The sequence below is a fragment of the Vibrio minamisatsumaniensis genome (assembly GCF_050337445.1).
In the GTDB taxonomy this organism is placed as follows: Bacteria; Pseudomonadota; Gammaproteobacteria; order Enterobacterales; family Vibrionaceae; genus Vibrio; species Vibrio artabrorum.
This window is the reverse complement of record NZ_JAKJSY010000001.1, coordinates 34,568-55,296: the sequence shown is the minus strand read 5'-3', so window position 1 is coordinate 55,296 and position 20,729 is coordinate 34,568. Positions and strand designations below refer to the sequence as shown.

The following is a 20,729-nucleotide window of genomic DNA, read 5'->3' as shown; positions in this document are numbered from 1 at the left end:
ATGTATCTCATCGAGCATTTTTATACTTTTAGTGCTTCTTAGCTCGATGCATCACTCATCACTGTTTCCAATATGCATTTTGAACCAAACAACTTTTATACCCTAAATTAAATCTCAAATTGCTTTTTATTCATCCGCTTATAACCCCGCCGTATTAATCCAAAAACTCAAAGTTCACCGTCAATTAACTAGCTTGTATTGTTTCGTAATAATGAGCAGTAAGACAACCTCGCTTCCTCACCGATGAAACAGCATTTGATTGTTTTCCTTATCCATCACTGCCGATACCTTCAACAGCCTAGAATAAGATCCAAATTCATCATTCACTCTCCCCCTCACTTCATTCTTTTTAAGAACGACTCAGTAAAAAACACAATAGATTAAAAATAATGTAGATCCGCATCACTTTTAAAAAACATGATTACAATAATTATTGAAACATAGTTTCAATATTGATAATGTTACCGGCCTAAAGGGGGCACCCTATCTAAATTGATTGCCACACTCGGCATTAAAGGAAATAACTATGATTCTGAATGCATTTAATCTTGAAGGTAAAGTCGCAATTGTTACCGGTTGTAATACAGGTCTTGGTCAAGGTATGGCTTTAGGGTTAGCACAAGCGGGTTGTAAAGTAGTTGGAGTTAACTACACGGCACCAGAGGAAACCATTGAATTAATGAACGCGGGTGGCCATACATTCCTTAATATTCATGCTAACTTGCTCGAACAAGACGATATCCCAACGATCATTGAAAAAGCAGTCGCTGAATTTGGCAAAATTGACATTTTAGTCAATAACTCCGGTATCATTCGCCGTGAAGATGCTATCGAATTTTCAGAGCAGAATTGGGATGATGTCATGAACATCAACTCTAAAACGGTGTTCTTCATGTCTCAAGCCGTTGCGAAGCAGTTCATAGCTCAAGGCAATGGAGGCAAAATCATCAATATCGCTTCTATGCTTTCTTTCCAAGGCGGGATCCGTGTCCCTTCTTACACCGCTTCTAAAAGTGCAGTTATGGGTATCACCCGCGCAATGGCCAATGAGTGGGCGAAACACAACATCAATGTGAATGCGATTGCCCCAGGTTACATGGCAACCAATAATACCGCCGCACTGCGTGCCGATGAAGACCGAAATGCCGCGATCCTCGAACGTATTCCCGCTGATCGATGGGGCAAACCAGAAGATATAGCTGGCCCTTGTGTATTCTTAGCCTCTGATGCAGCAAGCTACATTAATGGTTACACAGTTGCTGTCGACGGTGGTTGGTTAGCACGCTAATTAAAGTAAGGATTAATAATGTTTCTATACAACAATGATATTCAACTAGAAGACCTAGGTGATGGTGTTTCACGTAAAATTATGGCTTATAGCGATAACATCATGTCAGTAGAAGTCTACTTTGAAAAAGGCGCAATCGGTGCGCTTCATAGTCATCCGCATGAGCAAGTGACTTATGTTTTATCCGGTGAGTTTGAGTTCACTATTGGTGATGAAACCAAAATAGTAAAAACCGGTGACGCATTGTATAAAAAGCCAAATATTGTTCACGGGTGTCGCTGTCTAGAAAAAGGCGTATTGCTCGATAACTTTACCCCAATGCGTAAAGACTTTATCGAATAATCACTCATTCGGCTGTCCAATTTGAATATAATTTAGACAGTCAACATTAAAGATTTACCCAATTTCTATCGTAAATTATCGATAAAAACGATCAGCCCCAAACGTATGCCTAACGCGAGATTCAAGTGAGTATTTTACGAAGCTTAAAACCTTTGGTTGTATTATTGTGGGTTATGGTGCTGGCCAAGAAACAAATGATGTCACTAAGACCATGCCGATCATCTGATCGGCTTTTTTGTCTATTCCTTTACGAAAGAAATAAAAAAGAAACAGCGTTCCATTTTTACAAACCTTAATGGTACGATTAAAGATAATGGATTCATTACGTTTTTAGGAGAAATATATGCTAGTCAGTCGTGTTGCCGTTATCGGTGAGTGTATGGTGGAGCTACAAAAAGCCGGTGAACAATTATATAAACAAAGCTTTGGTGGTGACACACTAAACACCGCACTTTATCTCTCTCGCCTTACCCATACAAATATTGTCACCTCTTATGTGACAGGTTTAGGTAAAGACCCATTTAGCCAGGCTATGTTGGAGGCGTGGAACAAAGAAGCGATCAACACTTCTCATGTACATATCTCCGATAAAAAATTGCCTGGACTTTACTCCATTTCCACCAGCGACGATGGTGAGCGTAGCTTCCAATATTGGCGTAGTGATGCCGCTGCTCGTTACTGGTTACTTGAGCAGTCAGAAGCCGCAGTGATCGATACTCTTAGCCAATACGACCTGATTTATTTAAGTGGCGTAAGCTTGGCAATTTTACCTGAAGAAGCACTCACAAAACTGGTGACCGTTCTAACGACCTGCAAAGCGCAAGGTTGTCAAATTGCCTTTGATAATAACTACCGCCCTGCTCTATGGAAGACTCCACAACAAGCTCAACAGGCCTACCAAGCGATGTTGAAACTGACAGACATTGCCTTCTTAACTTACGATGACGAAGAAATGTTATACGGTGATAAGAATGAAGAGCAAGCGATTGCTCGCACCCAAGCTTTCGGCGTAAATGAAATTATTATTAAGCGCGGTGGGGAAGCGTGCTTTGTGATCACACAAGATGAGCGAATAGAAGTTGCTCCACAAAAAGTCGACAACATTGTAGATACGACCGCAGCAGGTGATTCATTCAGTGCCGGTTACTTAGCCAAACGACTTTCTGGTGGCAGCTTACTTGAGTCAGCTCAAATGGGGCATAAACTAGCGGGTACCGTCATTTGTTTCCGTGGAGCAATTATACCAGCACAAGAAATGCCCGAATTAAACTAACCCAAAATAAATCCGCGAGAAATGCACTTTTTTGCCCCAAATTAAGCAAAAAAGTGACAAGCAGACAAAGCTACAGTCGCAAGACCAAGACATAATTGATGATATTAAGGACAAACTATGACAACCGTTAAACAACGTTTAAGTGAAATAAAAGTCGTTCCAGTGATTGCCATTAAAGATGCGAATAAAGCAACAAAACTTGCGCAAGTTCTGGTTGAAAACGGCCTTCCGTGTGCTGAAGTGACTTTCCGAACTCCAGCCGCAGCGCAAGCGATCAAAAATATGCGTGAAGCTTACCCAGACATGCTGATCGGCTCAGGGACGGTTCTAACCACGAAACAAGTCGATGAATCGATTGAAGCGGGTGTTGATTTTGTTGTCAGCCCAGGTCTTAACCCAACAACCGTGAAATATTGCCAACAACGCGGTGTACAAATCGTCCCTGGGGTAAACAACCCAAGCCTAGTTGAGCAAGCCATGGAACTTGGCCTAGAGACCTTAAAATTCTTTCCCGCTGAACCTTCAGGTGGGGTGAACATGCTCAAAGCATTAACTGCGGTTTATCCAGTAAGCTTTATGCCGACTGGCGGTGTTAACCCTAACAATGTCAATGATTACCTAGCGATTCCATCGGTATTTGCTTGTGGTGGTACGTGGATGATCCCAACCGATCTCATTGATGATGAAAAATGGGATGAGCTTGCTACGTTAATCGCGGATGTTGCGGGTATAATTAAATAGCTTTCACTGAGTGACATCAGACACAAGTTAAAGAAGTCACCTTAATCAAAATGAGGTGACCTCTTTAATACCTTCATTCCGCAACTCAACAATCTAACGCCTCATCGTACTTGACACAAGTCTCGCACCTGAACGATAAAAATGATTTCAAACTGAAGTTATTCACCGCCTAACAACTGAACACTCACCATACCGATCAAATCCTGATTCAGGCTCCTCCAACGTCATGGATCGCAAAACGAAAACTCTCACGAACGATTGCCCCAACAGACCAATCCAAAGTACTTCCCCCCATCGAGAGGGCAGAAAGCTTGACGAACAACATTGCTCTATTTACTTCATGAAAACCTTATTTCAGCGGCTCAATAAAGACGATTTACATCACACTTCTAACTCAAACTACAAAATTGAACTGCCGTTTTGATTTTAATCACATTAAAAAGCACTAATAATTTCTAGTATGTAATCAAAATTAAAACAACGTTTCAGGATGAGTTCTATGAATTATGATTACCTCGTAATAGCGGGTTACTTTGCCTTAATGGTAGTAATCAGTTTACTATTTAAAAAGATGGCCAGTAACAGTACCAGTGACTACTTCCGTGGGGGCGGTAAAATGCTTTGGTGGATGGTTGGTGCCACCGCATTTATGACTCAGTTCTCCGCGTGGACCTTTACAGGGGCTGCCGGTAAAGCCTTTAGTGATGGCTTCGCCGTCGCGGGCGTTTTCATTGGTAATATTTTAGCCTACATAGTGGCTTACCTATATTTCTCTCGTCGCTTCCGTCAAATGCGAGTAGACACCCCGACAGAAGCTGTTCGCCGCCGCTTTGACCCTACGAATGAGCAATTTTTTACTTGGATCATCATTCCTCTAAGCATCATCAATGGTGGGGTATGGCTAAATGGTCTTAGTGTGTTCGCTTCTGCGGTATTCAATGCCGACATCATGACAACGATTTGGATTACAGGTTTAGCCGTATTACTTATTTCACTCTTGAGTGGAGCATGGGGCGTGGTTGCGTCAGACTTTATCCAAACTTTAGTTATTGCCGTGATTTCTGTGGCTTGTGCCGTTGTCGCATTAGTGATGGTGGGAGGACCCGGTAAGATTGTTTCGGAGTTTCCATCAGGATTCTTTATTGGTCCCGACATGAACTACCCATTATTAATTGTATGTTCTTTCTTGTTTTTTATTGTAAAACAATTTCAAAGCATCAATAACATGCAAGATTCTTATCGTTTCCTTAATGCTAAAGATTCAAAAAATGCCAGCAAAGCGGCACTTCTTGCCGGATTCATGATGTTAGTCGGTACAATCATTTGGTTTATCCCACCTTGGGCATCAGCCATTATGTATCCAGATGCGGCAACACAATACCCAGACCTAGGGAATAAGGCCCGTGATGCGGTTTACTTGGTTTTTGCTCGCGAAGCTATGCCACTTGGTACGGTTGGGTTATTGATGGCGGGGCTTTTTGCTGCCACTATGTCTTCAATGGACTCGGCGTTAAACCGTAACTCAGGCATTTTTGTACGTAGTTTTTATTCAAATATTATCCGCAGAGGTAAAGCAAGCGACCGTGAACAGCTACGTGCAGGTCAAATTACTTGTGTTGTAAATGGCCTATTAGTCATCTTCACTGCTCAATTCTTTACCTCTCTGAAAGAACTGAGCTTGTTTGATCTTATGATGCAAGTGTCAACGCTACTACAAGGTCCTATATTGGTTCCTTTATGCTTTGGTATCTTCATTCGTAAAACGCCTAAATGGGCTCCTTGGGCAACGGTTGTATTTGGTGCGTTCATTTCATACTTAATTATTAATGTATTCACCCCTCAGGTCGTTGGTGCATGGTTTGGGCTAGAGAACCTAACAGGGCGTGAAGTTTCCGAATTCCGTACAACAATCACCATTGCTGCACACTTAATCTTCACGACAGGCTTCTTCTGTCTAACAACGTTGTTCTACAAAGAAGATCAATATAAAGAAACTCAAGATAAATTCTTTGAAGATATGGAAACAGAATGTATTGAGGAAGAAGGTCAAGATATTATAGACCGCTTACAGCGTAACAAGCTCGGTACACTCGTTATGGTTATGTCGGCGGGCTTACTGGCGATGGTTCTCATCCCTAACCCAATGTGGGGACGTGTCTTATTCTTCTGTTGTGCACTGGCAATCTTCCTAATTGGTTTCGCTCTGAAGAAGAGTGCCGGCTTAGATAATGACATTAAAACCGTCGTTTCCGCCTCTCGATAAACAATAACCTATTATTCAATGGCTACTAATCACTTGCTGAGTAGCCATCATTCCCATCGATCTAAAGCAAATCAATGGGTATGGCCATTATGAATAAAAAGTAATGCCACTATTGAGACTTGATATTTCGTTCAATATGTTGGCCGATGATACCCCTCTCTATACTTGCAATCGAATGACGGTGAGTCGCAACACAGCAAGCACAGATAAACCGGCATGACGTTTATATATGCCAAGGAGAATATGATGTCCAAAGGTCAAGTTATTGATCTGCAATTTGAAACATTTGTAGACACCGACACTAAAAATAAAGTTACACGTTTAACCCCAACTAATGTTATTTGTCACCGTAATTACTTCTATCAAAAATGCTTTACCAGCGATGGCAATAAGCTGCTTTTCGCGGGGGATTTTGATGTTGTTGAAGGTGAAGCAAACCGTAACTACTACTTACTTGATTTGACAACACAAAAAGCGACACAATTGACTGAAGGCAAAGGCGACAATACCTTTGGCGGCTTTCTCTCAACCGATGATAACTCTTTGATCTACGTAAAAAACGAGCTTAACTTAATGAAGGTTGACCTTGATACTCTGGAAGAAAAAGTAATCTATACCGTTGATGAAGAATGGAAAGGCTATGGCACTTGGGTGGCGAATTCTGACTGCACCAAACTCGTTGGTATCGAAATCAAGAAAAGCTGCTGGAAACCTCTCACGTCTTGGGAGAAATTCGCTGAGTTCTACCATACAAACCCTACGTGCCGCTTAATTAAAGTGAATATAGAAACAGGGGCGCTTGATGTGGTTCACCAAGACAATACATGGCTTGGTCACCCTATTTATCGTCCATTTGACGACAAAACCATAGGCTTCTGTCATGAAGGTCCACATGATTTAGTCGACGCTCGTATGTGGCTCGTTAATGAAGATGGTTCTAACGTTCGTAAAATCAAAGAGCATAGCGAAGGCGAGTCTTGTACGCATGAGTTCTGGCTCCCAGATGGCAGCGCAATGGCTTATGTGTCCTACTTCAAGGGCCAAACTGAACGAGTGATCTACAAAGCGAATCCTGAAACTTTAGAAAATGAAGAAATCATGGTGATGCCACAATGCTCTCACTTGATGAGTAACCACGACGGTTCGCTGATGGTTGGTGACGGCAGTGATGCTCCTGTCGATGTCGCAGACAGTCAAGGTTATGACATTGAAAATGATCCATTCCTATACATTTTAAATACCCAGAAAAAGTGCTACACGCGTCTTGCTAAACACAGCACTTCATGGGCAGTATTAGACGGTGACCGCCAAATTACGCACCCTCACCCATCATTTACCCCTGATGATACTGGTGTATTATTTACGAGCGACTTTGAAGGTGCTCCTGCTATATACATTGCCGAAATCCCGAAAAAGTTACAGTCTTAATCCTGTCAAACACAAACTCATCGTTCAAAATCCCGGTTAACACATAGTTAAACGGGATTTTCACTTATCCGACTCTGAAATCTGCCAGTGTCATCTCTTTTCACCCTGCCGCAGCCATATTTCAGACAAAAAAGCCACTTTAAAGTCTCTCCATGTCATTGTAAGGTATAGTGCGTTTAGCCACCTAAGTAGACAAAGTGATCGACTTACTTCAAAGTAATAAGATGGAATAAAATGAATAACTCAAGACTCATAGATTGTAGCGAGGACATTGATATTACGTACCTATCTAACTATTTTGTGCGACCGCTTTTAACCTTACTTCTTTTAAGTAGTTTTGTTTTTTCCATTGCGGCGTCTGCCGAAGATATATCCAGCAATGTAACTCAAGGTGGGAGTCGCCTAGATAGCGGTGGTTACTTTGAGCTTGGAGCTAGTGTTATTGCCCTCAATCAAGTAGATATTCGTGATATCGAACACAGTGATATTCAGCCACTGTTTATGCTCAATGGCATTTATCAATATAAAGGGCTGTTCGTCGAGTTGGTTCATCTATCTCAAGATGGGACCAATCTAGGATATAACTTTTGGAACTCAGAACACTGGTCCCTTGATTTCTTGGCCGCAAATGTCGAGATGACATGGCAACGACCTGATGGCCTAGACGTTAGCTCATTGAACGAAGCGCAAAGAAATGAGTATCTGATGTCTAATGAGTCTCTCTATATCGGTGCTGGTATGCGAGCTACCCGCTATTGGGATGAAAACTACGTATTTCAGTTTCGTGCCGTGAGTGATTATTACAATAACCAAGGCTTTCAAAGCACAATAAGGTTAGGTAAGTCTTGGCAGTTGAGAAACCTGAACCTATATACGCTAGGTGGAGTGACCTACCTGTCTAAACAATTAACTCGTAATGTCTATGGTGTCAGCAACGAAGAAGCAACTGGGCAATTTTACCAATACACACCTGAAAGTGCGTTTAACTACAGTCTAGAGGTGGGTGCAGCCTACCCTATCAGCGAAAACTTCGTATTCCGCTCTATCTACCGCATCACAGCGCTATCAGATGAGATTACGGAGAGCCCCTTTAGTTTGGGGAATTATAGCTCGCTATTTAACGTCTCTGTAAGCTATGTATTTTAGGGGGAGGCATGAATAAACTCTTTTTGTGTTGTCTCTTTCTCTTGTTGATGAATGCCCAGCCAGCGTCAGCGGCTGAACAAACCGTCAATTTCACAGCAACTCCGGAGCAATGCGTTGCCCTTCACAAAGGGCAGACCTGCTATCAAAACATTCAGTTTAAATGGCAAACCCCCAATAAGGGAAAATACTGCTTATTACAGGCAACCGATAGTCAAAGGGTTATTTGTTGGGAAGGCAATTTTTTGCAACACTATGAATACAGCTTTGAACGCACAAACACCACGGCTTATCGATTAATTGAGCAATCGACAGATAGGATATTGGCCGAGGTTAAAGTGGTGGTGATTTGGGTGTATAAAGCACCTAAGCAATCTCAATCAGGATGGAGATTATTTTGAGCGACAAAAAACACATATTGGTTGTTGAAGATGACACATCGCTGGCCGAGTGGATCGGAGATTATCTACTCGATCACGACTACAGCGTGACGGTGGCAAGTCAGGGGGATTTTGCGCTACAGATGATCGCTGAAGAAAGCCCAGATCTTGTCTTGCTGGACGTCATGCTCCCCGTAAAAGATGGGTTTGATGTCTGCAAAGAGGCGCGAGTGTTCTATTCCGGTCCCATATTGTTTATGACAGCTTGCGTGGAAGATGGGGATGAAATCAAAGGCCTCGAAGTGGGTGCGGATGACTACCTCACTAAGCCAGTACGCCCCAAAGTCATGCTCGCTCGCATTAAAGCACTACTGCGCCGCTCTACTGATGAAAAGCAGAGCCAATTACTGCAGTTTGATTCTTTAACACTAAATGCCACAGCAAAATCAGTCTCGGTTGGCAGCTACAATCTCGATCTCAACGCCAATGAATTTGATGCTTTTTGGTTGTTAGCCTCTAAAGTGGGAACGGTAATTCCCCGTACAGACCTGACTACTGAGTTGCGAGGTATAGAATATGATGGCTTTGATCGTTCGATTGATAACCGTATCTCACGCCTAAGGAAAAAGCTCCACGATGCCCCTCAGCAAGCCTACAAGATCAAAACTATTCGTGGTCAAGGCTATCTATTTTGCCGTGATGATAACTCGTAGATTATTATCTTAATATGAGAAAACTCATTGCTTCGCTAGTTGTAGTAGTCCTTGCTTCCATCGTCATCTTAGGCTGGTCAATTACTGAGTATGCGTCCCAACACGAAGTTCCGTCGGCATCAACAGTCGCGAGAGAGCGAATAGTGGCGCTGAAGATAGCTGGGACAAGCTTGTCTCGCACCCTTGATGATCCTAAGTTAGATAGCCAACCGCTTATCAAAGGCTGGAATCGGAGCAATGATGAGCAATTATCACTGATTAATGAGGCGAGTTTTCCTTTACCACCTTCATTAAAATTGCAGTTTGAATCGCAAGGATTCTTAGTCCTTGAATCAGATGAAGGTGTCTCACTTCACTATCGCTTACCTAATATCGGCAAGGTACTTAATATTAAGACTCACTTATTGCCCTTAGAAGATCAGTCACTGGCACTTAATCGAATCTATACCACACTTTTTTATGTTGGGATCGTGATTATTTTGTTGCTCTGGGTGTCTCCATTGATTCGGCAGTTACTGAATCTAAGTAAGGTGACCAAATCCTTCGGCATGGGTGATCTTCAACAACGCATACAGGTGAATCGGTCATCATATATTGCTGAGATAGAAACCGAATTTAATCGAATGGCCGACCGTATATCACAACTTGTTGATGACAATAAGTTACTAAGTCGCGCAGTTTCTCATGATCTAAAAACCCCTATAGCTCGACTCAGATTTGGCATTGAGGCTCTCGAAGAAACCGATAGCGAAACGCTAAAGCTCAAGTACTTTACCCGCATCAATCGTGATTTAGATGCTATGGAAGAGTTGGTATCTACTCTATTAAGCTATGCAAGACTTGATCAAGCTAATATTGAGCCTAACCTTGAGGTTATCGAACTAAATAGCTGGTTAGAAGATAAATTGTCTACCTATTCCTCGGCCACCCACCAGCTCGAATTCAAACCCAACTCTCAGCCTATAATCGTGCAGAGTGACCCCAAGTACCTGTCAATGCAATTAGGGAATTTACTCAGTAATGCTGAACGTTTTGGGGTCTCGCAAATAGCCGTACAGCTAGAGCTAAAGGATGGGATTGCTGAGCTTAGTGTATCTGATGATGGCAAGGGCATTGATGAGGAAGAAGCAAAGCAAGTGATCAAGCCCTTTGTGAGAGGGCTTCAAAGCCGAGATAACGCAGGACATGGTATGGGGCTTGCTATCGTGATGCGAATCGGTGCTTGGATGGGGTCGAAGCTCTCAATCCATCGTTCAAAAAATCTTGGTGGCGCCTGCATGAGATTAAGCTTGCCTACCCTAGATAAAGAAAAGCACCCGACCGTTAACAAGTAGGGTGCTTCAAATCAATCAATACTCTTGAGATTATTTATCAACGTCTAAGTGCGCTAGAATGTATTCCGTATCGTAGATACGACCCTGAGGATTGCTAGGTTTAACTTTTAAGCCCGTCACTTCAACAACGCTAGAGCCTTCTTTAGTCATACTAGACGTACCTAACACGAATCCATCATTAACATCCGCTACACCAATTTGACCGACAGAATCGCGATTGGTGAGCTCAGTAGTGTAAGTAAAGTAAGGAAGTCCTGCGTCATGGCACAGCTGCGCTGCTTTAAACATCACATATTCACGAACCTTAGCTCTATCTGTATAGTTGTTGCCGACAAAGCTGATCTGCCAACTTTCAGGAGCAATCTGCGTAGTCGTAAAGCCTTTACCAAACGTCCAAAAGCTCTTTTGCGTGTTATAAGGCGTAGCACAAGCGCTCAATAGTATTGCAACAGCCGCCACGATTGATAACTTTTTAAATAATTTCATTATATTGTTCCTTAATTTAGAAGGTGTAGTTCACGCCGAAAGTGGTTGCCCATTGGTTCTTGTTATCAATGAGTGGTGATTCTGCAAGAGCAGAGTCTAGGTACGAGTAGCCCGTCGCTTGAGTAATATCGAGATGCTCCGTGATAGGGAAAATCATGGTGTAACCTACTCTGTATGCAAAGGCACCGTTAGCCTTGTATTCTGAACGTCCCACTGTCGCCTCAGAAGAAGACACACCCGCATAGTAATTCACGTAATCTTCACTGTAGTAATGGACTCCTGCGTATGGAACAAAATCCATGAAGTCAAATGCCATTGGATGATAGTAAGTCAGGTCGGTTTGGAAGCTTTTATAAACACCGGTAACGTCGTGTTGGAACTTACCAGAAAGGGTGCCTTGTCCTAGGTGGAAATCAGCATTCAAACCAATATCACCACTGATGTCACGATCGTCCATGCCTTTTAAGATTTTCGCATCGTCAGCTTCAAAGCCTGGGTTAGCAACCATGAATACACTCATATTGAGCACATCATCATTGCTGCCTACAAAACGGTAGTTGATACCACTCCCCAAATCGGCATTCAAATCTTCACCATGATAACCACCATTGAGATAAACAGCAGTCTGGTGCTTTTGGCCTTTATAGAATTGGCTTGCCGTAACGATACCGCCTCCAACAAACGCCTTACCTTCATGGGTGTAGATGTTGCCGCTACGGATATAAGTGTTTCCTGCGTCAGCCAAAGCTGCATGTGAAAATAAAATGGTAGAGATAATTAAAGTGATTTTTTTCATGATCAAAGCCCTTTTCGCTCGATTAACCAGACAGTGATGACACTATATGGCAAAGCAATCAGAAACTTTGTAACCAAATGTATCCCGACTGAGTTACAAAAACTCAGGTAGGCAGAAAGGGAGTCGGGAGGGAACACGACACAACAAAAAGGAATCATATCGACTCAATTTACCAAGACTAAAAACAAACAAATCGAGCAGTGTCTACCTCAAAAGAACTGTATTTTTCTCGGCTATCGCTACTTTCTCGCCACTTGCCAAATTTCAGGTAAAAAAAGAGCCACTCTAAAGTGGCTCAATTCTTAAAATTTCAAAAAATCGTTTTAAACGTTACTCTTTGCCGAATACGTTGTTCTCTTGCTCTTGTACACGGATGAAAGTCGTACGTTTCGTTAGCTCTTTAAGCTTTGCTGCGCCTACGTAGGTACACGTTGAACGTACACCACCAAGGATGTCAGAAATTGTATTATGAACTGAACCACGGAACGGAAGTAAAACCGTTTTACCTTCCGCTGCACGGTACTTAGCAACACCACCTGAGTGTTTCTCCATAGCTGACTGCGAAGACATGCCATAGAACTTCATGTATTGCTTACCCTCTTTCTCTACAACTTCACCGCCTGACTCTTCGTGACCGGCTAACATACCACCCAGCATGACGAAGTCAGCACCGCCACCGAAGGCTTTAGATACATCACCCGCACATGAACAACCACCGTCACCGATGATCATGCCACCCAGGCCGTGTGCCGCATCGCCACATTCGATGATGGCTGAAAGTTGAGGGTAACCTACGCCGGTTTTAACACGAGTCGTACACACAGAACCAGGGCCGATACCGACTTTCACAATGTCTGCACCAGCAAGAATCAGCTCCTCACACATGTCACCCGTTACAACATTACCAGCAGAGATAACCTTGTCTGGGAATTCAGCACGTACACGTTGTACGTATTCGACCAAATGCTCTGAGTAACCGTTCGCGATGTCGATACAGATGAATACAAACTCTTCGCTAAGCGCCATGATCTTCTTAACTTTCTCGAATTCAGCGTCTGACGTACCTGTTGATACAAATACATTGTTCAGTGTTTTCTTGTCTGCCGTTTTCGCGAACTCAGCCCACTGCTCTACTGTGTAGTGCTTGTGTACTGCCGTCATAACACCGTGATCTGCTAGAGCTGATGCCATTTCAAAGCTTGCTACCGAATCCATGTTCGCTGCAATGACTGGCGTACCAGACCATTGACGACCGCTATGCTTGAATGTAAAATCGCGGGTTAATTCAACTTGAGAACGGCTTTTCAGGGTAGAACGCTTCGGACGGAAGAGTACATCTTTGAAACCTAACTTAAGTTCTTGTTCGATACGCATGGTGTTTTCCTTGATTCATAAAATTATGTGTCTCTCGCGAAATGCGTAGCAAAACCGTTGGCAGACGATTTTACTTTTCTTCGGACACAAAAAAACCGGAGCGTTGGCAGACGCTCCGGTTTTCAGCATTATAGGTCGTGATTTAGTAACAGCAAGTCTGATATTTCACTTTTTTTTGTGCTATCCTCTCAAAGATTCCATACCCACTAAAAAATGTACCGCCTTTCTATCCACTAAAACCCCACCAATCAAATACTTAGACAAAAAATCACACAAACACGACCCGCTTATCACGCAAACGTTTTCTTTTATTTTTGACAAAACTTACTTCTTATCTAGCAAATATGTGAAGAAAGCCCACCAAATTTACATAAAAATCACCCTTCTATTTTTGCAAAAAGATCGCTTTTTCCTTAAATAAATTCCATTTTTCTCGGTCACCGACCCAAAATGGGCAAATTCATGGCATTCTTATCGAGTCAATGATGATTTGAGGTAAGTGACTGACTTGCGTCAGAAGTTGGGAAATAAAAGATTTTAAAGATAACCGAGGGGAAACAACGAAACTTTGAACAAGCCATCCGAAGGCCAAAACACAAAAAGTGACTAAGGTGGTTAGCCTTAGCCATTACGTTACGATCATCTAACAATGATTGAAATAACCCTTTAAATTCGATTCCCGCTCTTTTGAGACATCAAGGCTTCCTCTGTCGCATCTTGAATAGATAAGAACAATGACGTCACTTGACCCGTTGGTGAACGCATTGGATTGAGCGTCACATTTTGATACATAAAATCCGCTTGCTGGGTTACTGGTCTAACATTACGACACTTAAAGAGATAAGGCCTCTGTTGCCATGTAATAAAGCTTCGACAACCTAAATCGTAAACGGGCTTAGTTTTCAATCTAAACCACTCTTTGGGAATCTCAGGAAATAACTCAAAAATGGATTGACCAATCGCATCATGTGACTGCTTACCGCTATGGTGAGTCATGAAACCATTCCACACTTGAACTTGAAAGTCACGATTGATGACGACCAACCCCATATCGACGTTTTGAACCATATCCACCATCCAGTGAAATTGCTCAAACTCGGCAGGAAGATGCAGCATATTAAAACTCCTCCATTAAATAGGCCAATTTGTTGTCTAAAAGAGGTAGAGATTCATCAACAAACATAAACAGAAGATCACAACGGATTGAAGTGCTATCAATGTTATAGCTGACTTCGAAAGTCATCGTCTTTTTAAACGAACCACTGGTATTTTCAATCACTGAGTCAATCGAGAGATGTTGCCCTAACAGCACAGGAGAGCTCTGGAAAAAACGGACTTCTGATTGCTCCCCTAACCCATTCAAGAATGAACCAACCAGGATATTCGATACATCCATCAACAGCTCGAGTTCTTCAAGCTGCTCACTTTCTGTTGATACCTTCATGAGCTTTTTCAGGTCACTCACACTGGAGTCACTCAACAAGACTAACGCTTCACCGGCTATCCCTTCGCCACTAAAACCTTGGCAAACACCGGAGACTTGATCGTTGTTCGCCAGGTCGCGAAGTGCCATGTGCAGCTCACTCACCTCAAAGATGTTCACATTCGGTAACGGCAAATGTACAAACACGTCAAAGTGGCGTGCTAAAGCGTCGGCGGCACGGCCTATTGCGACATTAGCCACTTCCATATAGATATCGCGTCTGCGTAGTATTGGAAGCTCTAAAGGGGAAGGGATAACTAATTGAGGTTGTTTTGGCGGCTCGGCATGCTCACGTAAAATCGCTTTTAGCGCTTCTTTATCGATCGGCTTTTGCAAAAACGCTTTGGCGCCAAGGCTCATAACTTTCTGTTGCGCTTTGGGCTGAATATCACCAGAAACAACCACAACAGGTGTCGTGTCTCCCAAGCGTTGCATCTCTTCCAATGTGCCATAACCATCTAATTCTGGCATCGTAAGGTCGAGGAACATCAGTTTAAACTGATTATTAGCGAGCTCTTCAAGTGCATTAAGCCCATGAACAGCAAAAGTTATATCTGCATTTAGAGAACTAGGCAGTGATCTAGCCATCTGCTTTCTTGCTAACGCAGAATCATCACATATAAGAACTGGGAACGACATAAATGCACCACTGACAAATTAAAGCTAATTCGCAGAAGTGTAACAGATCATTACGGCATCAGGTACGGAATGGATGGATTTATATTTAGATTGTTGGTGACATGAATAATATAAGTGAGCGGCCAATACCTTACATTATTCTTTATTTAAAAGGGTCTTCCCCTAAAATAGTTGTCACTCAAATCCTATACAAGCCTTAGTCAGCGAGTTTGTAAAGACTCAATTGAGTTATGTGTACCTTCATTTACGTATTGAATACATGAAAGGTTAGAGCTGATATGCTGGCCATAGGATCAGCAGTGCAAAACGCACAATGACGGCAAATACCAATAAAGCGATACCCAGACGATACCATTTGTATTCTGCGATATTCATAGGGATGCGCTTGTAAAACATCGTAATCACCCCCTTCCAATCACTGCTGCGTCTTCCGTACTGCATCATGCTTGTTAAAACAAACAATGCCCCCAGTACGAGCATTCCTTTTTCAACCCAAAACAATCCCACTTCCATTCGTTATTTCCTCGATAAAATGGTGAGCAACGCCCATCATTCTAGTCGCCTTTGCACTCGGTTTCTGTAAGACCAAGGTCTAATTCATTCTGGCCCCATTTGCTTCACATCTTTGTTCAATCATGGGTATGCATGGCTCTTCAGTGCTGAAGACGGATTATTTTTTTGAATAACGCACATCAATTGGATGAGTAACAAAATACCCGTCACCCCTAAACCAACGCCAATACCGCCCCAAATCCCTGCCAATTGAAATGGTGGCATCAAGTACCACGCGGCAGGTAGGCCAAACACCCAGTAGCCGATTGCGGTCATTACTGTTGGCATTGACACAATCTTCATTCCCCTCAGAAGGTTAATAGCCAGTAACTGCCAAGCATCAACGACAAAGCAAAGCGCGACAACCCAAATAACCGACGCCAACAGTGAAGTCATCGCGCCCGTACCATCATCCAGTTTGAAGAGAGAGGCGATCATTTCTGGCCATAAAATGAAAACAGCCGACAATACAACGCTTAACCCCGTGACTAATATGAAGCTTTGAATCGATGTTTTTTTAATGCCTTGATAGTTGCCTGCGCCAAAATCTCGTCCGACCAAAATCGCCGCGGCTTGTGAGAAACCAAAATTAAAGTTCCAAGTAAAGCTTAAGCATTGCAGTAGGATTTGGTGCAAGGCTAATGAGGCAATACTGATCGTTCCTGCCATCAAGGTGCCACCATATATCAAGCCATGTTCAAGTATAGCCGCCAACCCAATAGGCAACCCCATCAATAACAAAGGGGTCACGAGTTTAATCGAATACTCTTCTCTATTTAACCAAGGGGCGAACTGCTTGAATTCGTCACGCTTGAATACCCAAACTGTGTATCCAACCATCACGATAAATGCCGCGATAGCCGTACCTAACCCTAAACCGGTTAACCCCATGTCTAATTGGAACGTTAAGAAATAGCTCACTGGCACATTCAAAATCACGGTGATAATAGACATCACTAGAATAGAACGCACATTACCAAACGCACTGGTTAAGCCACGCAGTACCAACAAAATAAGTGAAGGCAGCATCACCCATTTCAAGGCATGCACATATTCCATGGCTAAAGTGATCACTTGTGGCGGCTGTTTTGCCGCTTCTAATACCAACGGAGCAAACCAGAAGCTGGCCATTAAGATCACACTGAGCACAAATGCCAACATAGTTGCACCTTTCACAGCCAATCGAATTTGAGTATTACCAAATTCTGGACGAGCCACGCGTTGACCATAAGCGATCGCGATCAAGTTCGCGACGCAGCCAACCGTGCTACTCGCAATAATGAAAATAAAAAAGTAGATAGAAGCACCTAGCCCACCGGCCGCAAGGGCTGACACACTGATGCGCGACATCATCCAAACATCCGTCAGGACTAACGCCATCGAGATCAGCTGTGAAATGATCAAAGGGAATGCGAGAGTGAGTATTTTTTTCATGGGCGCCTCTGTTAATTTCGCCCAAAATACAATCGATGAGGCTAGCGTTCAATTGATAAATTTGCGATCCTAACATTCCTTAAACTCATACGAACGAATTATGACCCCATATCCTAGCTTGCCATCGTCCCATAATGGCTTAAAAGCCTTTGAAGCTGCAGCAAGGCTGATGAGCTTTACTCTGGCTGCCGAAGAGCTGCATGTGACACAAAGTGCGATCAGCCGACAGATCAAGCAGCTTGAAGATGAGTTAAACGCATCGCTGGTTGTTCGTAAGCATCGAGCGATTGAATTAACGGTACAAGGTCATGATTTGTATGTGGCTTTGCGAGAAAGCTACGGCAATATCGAAGCTATTATCGGCTCTTGGAGTGAGCCCAAGCAGAAACGTATCGTGATCAAAGCGACTCTGAGTTTCGCGACGCGAGTATTGATCTCTAAAGTAAGGGAATTAAACGAGCGTTATCAAGATCATGAGATCGTCATTGTTCCTGTGATTGAGGAAGAGGAATCCATCAATAGTAGTGAATATGATCTATTGATCTTCCACACGCGCTTCAAGAAACGATATGACAAAGCACCTGATATCACCTTCTTGCGCGAAGAGTTTATGGCACCAGTTTGCTCGACAAGCTTAACCACCAAGGACACAGATTTAGATTCGATCTTAACCTTACCAAGACTCCATCCAACCTTAGATCACCACGACTGGAAAATGTGGTTGGCCGATGTTGAATTTCCACCAAAGAACCCCGTCCGAAATACCAGCTTCTTGTCTCTAGATATGGCACTGAGTGCTTGCTTGTCGGGTGAAGGAGTGACGGTCACGGATCTATTATTAGTTCAACAAGACCTTCAACGTGGCTTCTTATACTGCCCTAAGTACGTAAAGATCCAACACAGTGCTTGGACCTATTTCATGCACCAACGTACCCACACACCAATTATCAATGACCTTATCGAATGGCTTAGGAAAGAGACAGAAAAAGAGATTGAGTTGCTGAAATCACTCTCACAACAGAACCATTGGTTTGGTGTTATTACCGCTCAACAGTAACGGTAAACCTTAAGCTCAGACATAAATCATGATTTTCTTCACTTTTGGATTCACACTGATACGAGCTGAGCTTGTACGCAATACATCCGCAGCAATGGCATACCCGTCTTTGAAATTATTGCCGCTAACTTGCCATATTACGTCACTCACTCGTGGTGTTACGTAATTTGGGATCATCACTCAGATACTCAACAAACTCGATTTCAAAGCCAGCGGGATCCACAAAGTAGACGTTTTTTCGATAAGGTTCTTCGGCGCCAGGTTTGGCAATGGGGAAGCCTGCATCAACAAGCCGCTTAGTCACGTTTTCAATATTATTGGTCACATAAGCGAAATGCGCGAGGCCAACAGAGTGCCCGGCCAAATCTCTATTATCACCCTCACCATGATCACTCAGTGCGATATACTGGTAATCGTCACCAAAATGCAACCAGTGACGTGGTTTACCTGACCACTCTCCTTTTCCCTCATCACGGACATACCAATGAGGAAATGCCGCTTTATAGAAAACCAACATTTCAGGAATGTCTTTTACCACTAAATTTACATGTTCAAGTTGGATCATTCTTCTCTCCCTAAAGTATTCTCGTAAACAATGTTGCGTATCCGACTTTCTCAAATTAAGTTGAAATAAAGCAATAATTTATATTGATTTGGAGAACATTTTTCTCGCCCAAATGGGTCTACTTTAACGGCATACAAGCTTAAGTTTAGACGACGAGCCCCAATGTGACTTCCTGGATAACTCACTTATTAAGAGGCAACCTTTAAGCAAAGATCCAACAACACTAAATATCAATAGAACCAACTTGATCATGCTTTAACGATAAGCCTTGTTGAAAAAAGTCTAATAAATATCGAGGTCATTTAAGGTGGGTAAACGGATTTTTAGTCAAACTCAAAGACAAAAAAACGAGCCACTTGGACTCGCTTTTCGGCTATGTATTTATCGTTTAGTCACACTATGCTGTGGTTAAAGGCCAAGTATTATGGCTTCGGCTGATTCAACTCAGCATCAAGAGCCACTCGCCCTCTCAAACTAAAACACTTGTGCCATTTGATTGGCATCATCGGAATAACGATGAGACTGATCCCAATCAACGTCAGAATATCTGGAATTTCGTCAAACCATATCACGCCAAATAACGTCACAAACACCAACCCTGAATACTCTGCGAGCGCAATTTGGTTGGCCGGTGCTTTTTTATATGCCACGACCACGAGTGCATGATACCCAAGAACAAACAGGTTGATTGCCATGATCCACCCAACATGACGCCATTCAATCACTGACCATGTTGGAAGGGCAAATATCAACGCAAGTGGTAAAGTCATAATGCTTGTCCAAAACAGAGTCGAGATAATGTGTTGCTCTGCGTTTAGTCGTTTAATCAAAATATTTCCGACGCCCATCGCGAGTGCACTGCCCAAGCCAGCGATGGCTGCCCAATGAAATTGCTCCGGACGTAACACAATTAATACCCCCACGAAACCAATCAGTGTCGCTATCACTTTTGAGGATGTCGGTCTTTCCTTCAACAACACGATCGATAATGGAAGCATGAGTATTGGCCCAACATAGAACATCGCATTGGCCGTCGCTAACGTCAGATGTGTGATAGCAATCATCGCGCAACCGCTTCCCACTAAGATAAATTGGGCTCGTAAAAAGTTAATGCGACAACCACCTTGCATGCGTGTTTCTTTGGGGAGTTTCAACCAAAAAGGGAGCAGTAATATCACGCTCATTAGTTGACGGATAAACACATACTGGAATGTCGGAACTTCACCATTCAATACTTTTAATGAGACATCGGAAAAAGACGCAAGTAGATTTGCGAAGACCAAAAGAAAAATGGCGTGGTTAGTGGCTTTATTCATGCGGGAACAGAACTATACATTTGTCATACAATTATGGCCGCACATCATACATGAGAATAAAAAATAAGTAACAACAAAGTGGCCAGATACCGATTGTTTTCGAACAATTTCACTTCAAACAA

20 protein-coding genes are annotated in these 20,729 nt (G+C 42.8%); 11 read left to right on the top strand and 9 right to left on the bottom strand.

Annotation, left to right across the window (positions count from 1 at the left end; translation table 11 throughout):
- Positions 1-526: 526 nt before the first annotated feature.
- The 10 genes from kduD (at position 527) to L4B77_RS00240 (ending at position 10,905) form a co-directional block, all read left to right on the top strand.
- Positions 527-1,288: a 2-dehydro-3-deoxy-D-gluconate 5-dehydrogenase KduD gene (kduD, locus tag L4B77_RS00285; RefSeq protein WP_429748085.1), complete on the top strand. Its 762-nt coding sequence runs from the start codon at positions 527-529 to the stop codon at positions 1,286-1,288.
- 18 nt (positions 1,289-1,306) lie between these two features.
- Complete coding sequence (locus tag L4B77_RS00280) at positions 1,307-1,630, top strand: cupin domain-containing protein (RefSeq protein WP_429748084.1); 324 nt, start codon at positions 1,307-1,309, stop codon at positions 1,628-1,630.
- A 343-nt stretch (positions 1,631-1,973) separates the two neighbouring features.
- A complete protein-coding gene (gene kdgK, locus L4B77_RS00275) occupies positions 1,974-2,903 on the top strand; it encodes a 2-dehydro-3-deoxygluconokinase (protein WP_429748083.1) in 930 nt (309 codons plus the stop codon).
- Between the two features lie 117 nt (positions 2,904-3,020).
- Positions 3,021-3,644 carry a bifunctional 4-hydroxy-2-oxoglutarate aldolase/2-dehydro-3-deoxy-phosphogluconate aldolase gene (locus L4B77_RS00270; protein ID WP_261839769.1) on the top strand — a complete coding sequence of 208 codons (624 nt, stop codon included), beginning with the start codon at positions 3,021-3,023 and terminating at the stop codon, positions 3,642-3,644.
- A gap of 499 nt (positions 3,645-4,143) precedes the next feature.
- On the top strand, positions 4,144-5,907 hold the full coding sequence (locus L4B77_RS00265) for a sodium:solute symporter family protein (RefSeq protein ID WP_429748082.1): 1,764 nt from the start codon (positions 4,144-4,146) through the stop codon (positions 5,905-5,907).
- A gap of 246 nt (positions 5,908-6,153) precedes the next feature.
- A complete protein-coding gene (locus L4B77_RS00260) occupies positions 6,154-7,335 on the top strand; it encodes an oligogalacturonate lyase family protein (protein ID WP_429748081.1) in 1,182 nt (393 codons plus the stop codon).
- A gap of 234 nt (positions 7,336-7,569) precedes the next feature.
- Positions 7,570-8,481: a MipA/OmpV family protein gene (locus tag L4B77_RS00255; protein WP_372092414.1), complete on the top strand. Its 912-nt coding sequence runs from the start codon at positions 7,570-7,572 to the stop codon at positions 8,479-8,481.
- An 8-nt stretch (positions 8,482-8,489) separates the two neighbouring features.
- Positions 8,490-8,879, top strand: coding sequence for a DUF3019 domain-containing protein (locus L4B77_RS00250; RefSeq protein WP_429748080.1), 390 nt, complete (start codon positions 8,490-8,492; stop codon positions 8,877-8,879).
- Positions 8,876-9,571 (top strand): response regulator, encoded by a 696-nt coding sequence (locus L4B77_RS00245; protein ID WP_261839765.1) that lies wholly within the window; start codon positions 8,876-8,878, stop codon positions 9,569-9,571. Before L4B77_RS00250 ends, L4B77_RS00245 begins: the two co-directional genes overlap by 4 nt.
- A 143-nt stretch (positions 9,572-9,714) precedes the next feature.
- Positions 9,715-10,905 (top strand): ATP-binding protein, encoded by a 1,191-nt coding sequence (locus L4B77_RS00240; protein ID WP_429748079.1) that lies wholly within the window; start codon positions 9,715-9,717, stop codon positions 10,903-10,905.
- Between the two features lie 30 nt (positions 10,906-10,935).
- Here the strand turns inward: L4B77_RS00240 and L4B77_RS00235 are convergent, their stop codons facing one another.
- The 7 genes from L4B77_RS00235 to L4B77_RS00205 all read right to left on the bottom strand — a co-directional run bounded on the left by L4B77_RS00235 (position 10,936) and on the right by L4B77_RS00205 (position 17,669).
- On the bottom strand, positions 10,936-11,391 hold the full coding sequence (locus L4B77_RS00235) for a CC0125/CC1285 family lipoprotein (RefSeq protein ID WP_372039605.1): 456 nt from the start codon (positions 11,389-11,391) through the stop codon (positions 10,936-10,938).
- A gap of 16 nt (positions 11,392-11,407) precedes the next feature.
- Positions 11,408-12,187 carry a MipA/OmpV family protein gene (locus tag L4B77_RS00230; protein WP_261839762.1) on the bottom strand — a complete coding sequence of 260 codons (780 nt, stop codon included), beginning with the start codon at positions 12,185-12,187 and terminating at the stop codon, positions 11,408-11,410.
- Between the two features lie 330 nt (positions 12,188-12,517).
- Positions 12,518-13,561 carry a GMP reductase gene (locus tag L4B77_RS00225; RefSeq protein ID WP_372092420.1) on the bottom strand — a complete coding sequence of 348 codons (1,044 nt, stop codon included), beginning with the start codon at positions 13,559-13,561 and terminating at the stop codon, positions 12,518-12,520.
- Between the two features lie 666 nt (positions 13,562-14,227).
- On the bottom strand, positions 14,228-14,677 hold the full coding sequence (locus L4B77_RS00220) for a PAS domain-containing protein (protein WP_429748078.1): 450 nt from the start codon (positions 14,675-14,677) through the stop codon (positions 14,228-14,230).
- Position 14,678: 1 nt separating this feature from the next.
- The gene (locus L4B77_RS00215; RefSeq protein WP_429748077.1) at positions 14,679-15,683 is read right to left on the bottom strand and encodes a response regulator; all 1,005 of its coding nucleotides are present in this window, start codon (positions 15,681-15,683) and stop codon (positions 14,679-14,681) included.
- A gap of 267 nt (positions 15,684-15,950) precedes the next feature.
- Positions 15,951-16,196, bottom strand: a complete 246-nt coding sequence (locus L4B77_RS00210; protein ID WP_261839758.1) for a hypothetical protein — start codon at positions 16,194-16,196, stop codon at positions 15,951-15,953.
- Between the two features lie 120 nt (positions 16,197-16,316).
- On the bottom strand, positions 16,317-17,669 hold the full coding sequence (locus L4B77_RS00205; protein ID WP_429748076.1) for an MATE family efflux transporter: 1,353 nt from the start codon (positions 17,667-17,669) through the stop codon (positions 16,317-16,319).
- A gap of 100 nt (positions 17,670-17,769) precedes the next feature.
- On the opposite strand from L4B77_RS00205, the gene L4B77_RS00200 reads away from it, so the two are divergent.
- Positions 17,770-18,726: a LysR family transcriptional regulator gene (locus L4B77_RS00200; protein WP_429748075.1), complete on the top strand. Its 957-nt coding sequence runs from the start codon at positions 17,770-17,772 to the stop codon at positions 18,724-18,726.
- 142 nt (positions 18,727-18,868) lie between these two features.
- On the opposite strand, the gene L4B77_RS00195 is transcribed toward L4B77_RS00200, so the two are convergent.
- Positions 18,869-19,291 carry a VOC family protein gene (locus L4B77_RS00195; RefSeq protein WP_372039607.1) on the bottom strand — a complete coding sequence of 141 codons (423 nt, stop codon included), beginning with the start codon at positions 19,289-19,291 and terminating at the stop codon, positions 18,869-18,871.
- Between the two features lie 422 nt (positions 19,292-19,713).
- Entirely contained in the window at positions 19,714-20,607 is an 894-nt protein-coding gene (locus tag L4B77_RS00190; RefSeq protein WP_429748074.1) for a DMT family transporter, read from the bottom strand.
- Positions 20,608-20,729: the final 122 nt, after the last annotated feature.

Bases quoted from the DNA above. Each gene is read 5' to 3' on its own strand.
- L4B77_RS00270 (WP_261839769.1), top strand. From the start codon at position 3,021: ATGACAACCGTTAAACAACGTTTAAGTGAAATAAAAGTCGTTCCAGTG.
- L4B77_RS00225 (WP_372092420.1), bottom strand. From the start codon at position 13,561: ATGCGTATCGAACAAGAACTTAAGTTAGGTTTCAAAGATGTACTCTTC.
- L4B77_RS00195 (WP_372039607.1), bottom strand. From the start codon at position 19,291: ATGATCCAACTTGAACATGTAAATTTAGTGGTAAAAGACATTCCTGAA.
- L4B77_RS00200 (WP_429748075.1), top strand. From the start codon at position 17,770: ATGACCCCATATCCTAGCTTGCCATCGTCCCATAATGGCTTAAAAGCC.
- L4B77_RS00215 (WP_429748077.1), bottom strand. From the start codon at position 15,683: ATGTCGTTCCCAGTTCTTATATGTGATGATTCTGCGTTAGCAAGAAAG.
- kduD (WP_429748085.1), top strand. From the start codon at position 527: ATGATTCTGAATGCATTTAATCTTGAAGGTAAAGTCGCAATTGTTACC.
- L4B77_RS00250 (WP_429748080.1), top strand. From the start codon at position 8,490: ATGAATAAACTCTTTTTGTGTTGTCTCTTTCTCTTGTTGATGAATGCC.
- L4B77_RS00210 (WP_261839758.1), bottom strand. From the start codon at position 16,196: ATGGAAGTGGGATTGTTTTGGGTTGAAAAAGGAATGCTCGTACTGGGG.
- L4B77_RS00230 (WP_261839762.1), bottom strand. From the start codon at position 12,187: ATGAAAAAAATCACTTTAATTATCTCTACCATTTTATTTTCACATGCA.
- L4B77_RS00205 (WP_429748076.1), bottom strand. From the start codon at position 17,669: ATGAAAAAAATACTCACTCTCGCATTCCCTTTGATCATTTCACAGCTG.
- L4B77_RS00220 (WP_429748078.1), bottom strand. From the start codon at position 14,677: ATGCTGCATCTTCCTGCCGAGTTTGAGCAATTTCACTGGATGGTGGAT.
- L4B77_RS00255 (WP_372092414.1), top strand. From the start codon at position 7,570: ATGAATAACTCAAGACTCATAGATTGTAGCGAGGACATTGATATTACG.
- L4B77_RS00235 (WP_372039605.1), bottom strand. From the start codon at position 11,391: ATGAAATTATTTAAAAAGTTATCAATCGTGGCGGCTGTTGCAATACTA.
- L4B77_RS00265 (WP_429748082.1), top strand. From the start codon at position 4,144: ATGAATTATGATTACCTCGTAATAGCGGGTTACTTTGCCTTAATGGTA.
- L4B77_RS00260 (WP_429748081.1), top strand. From the start codon at position 6,154: ATGTCCAAAGGTCAAGTTATTGATCTGCAATTTGAAACATTTGTAGAC.
- kdgK (WP_429748083.1), top strand. From the start codon at position 1,974: ATGCTAGTCAGTCGTGTTGCCGTTATCGGTGAGTGTATGGTGGAGCTA.
- L4B77_RS00280 (WP_429748084.1), top strand. From the start codon at position 1,307: ATGTTTCTATACAACAATGATATTCAACTAGAAGACCTAGGTGATGGT.
- L4B77_RS00190 (WP_429748074.1), bottom strand. From the start codon at position 20,607: ATGAATAAAGCCACTAACCACGCCATTTTTCTTTTGGTCTTCGCAAAT.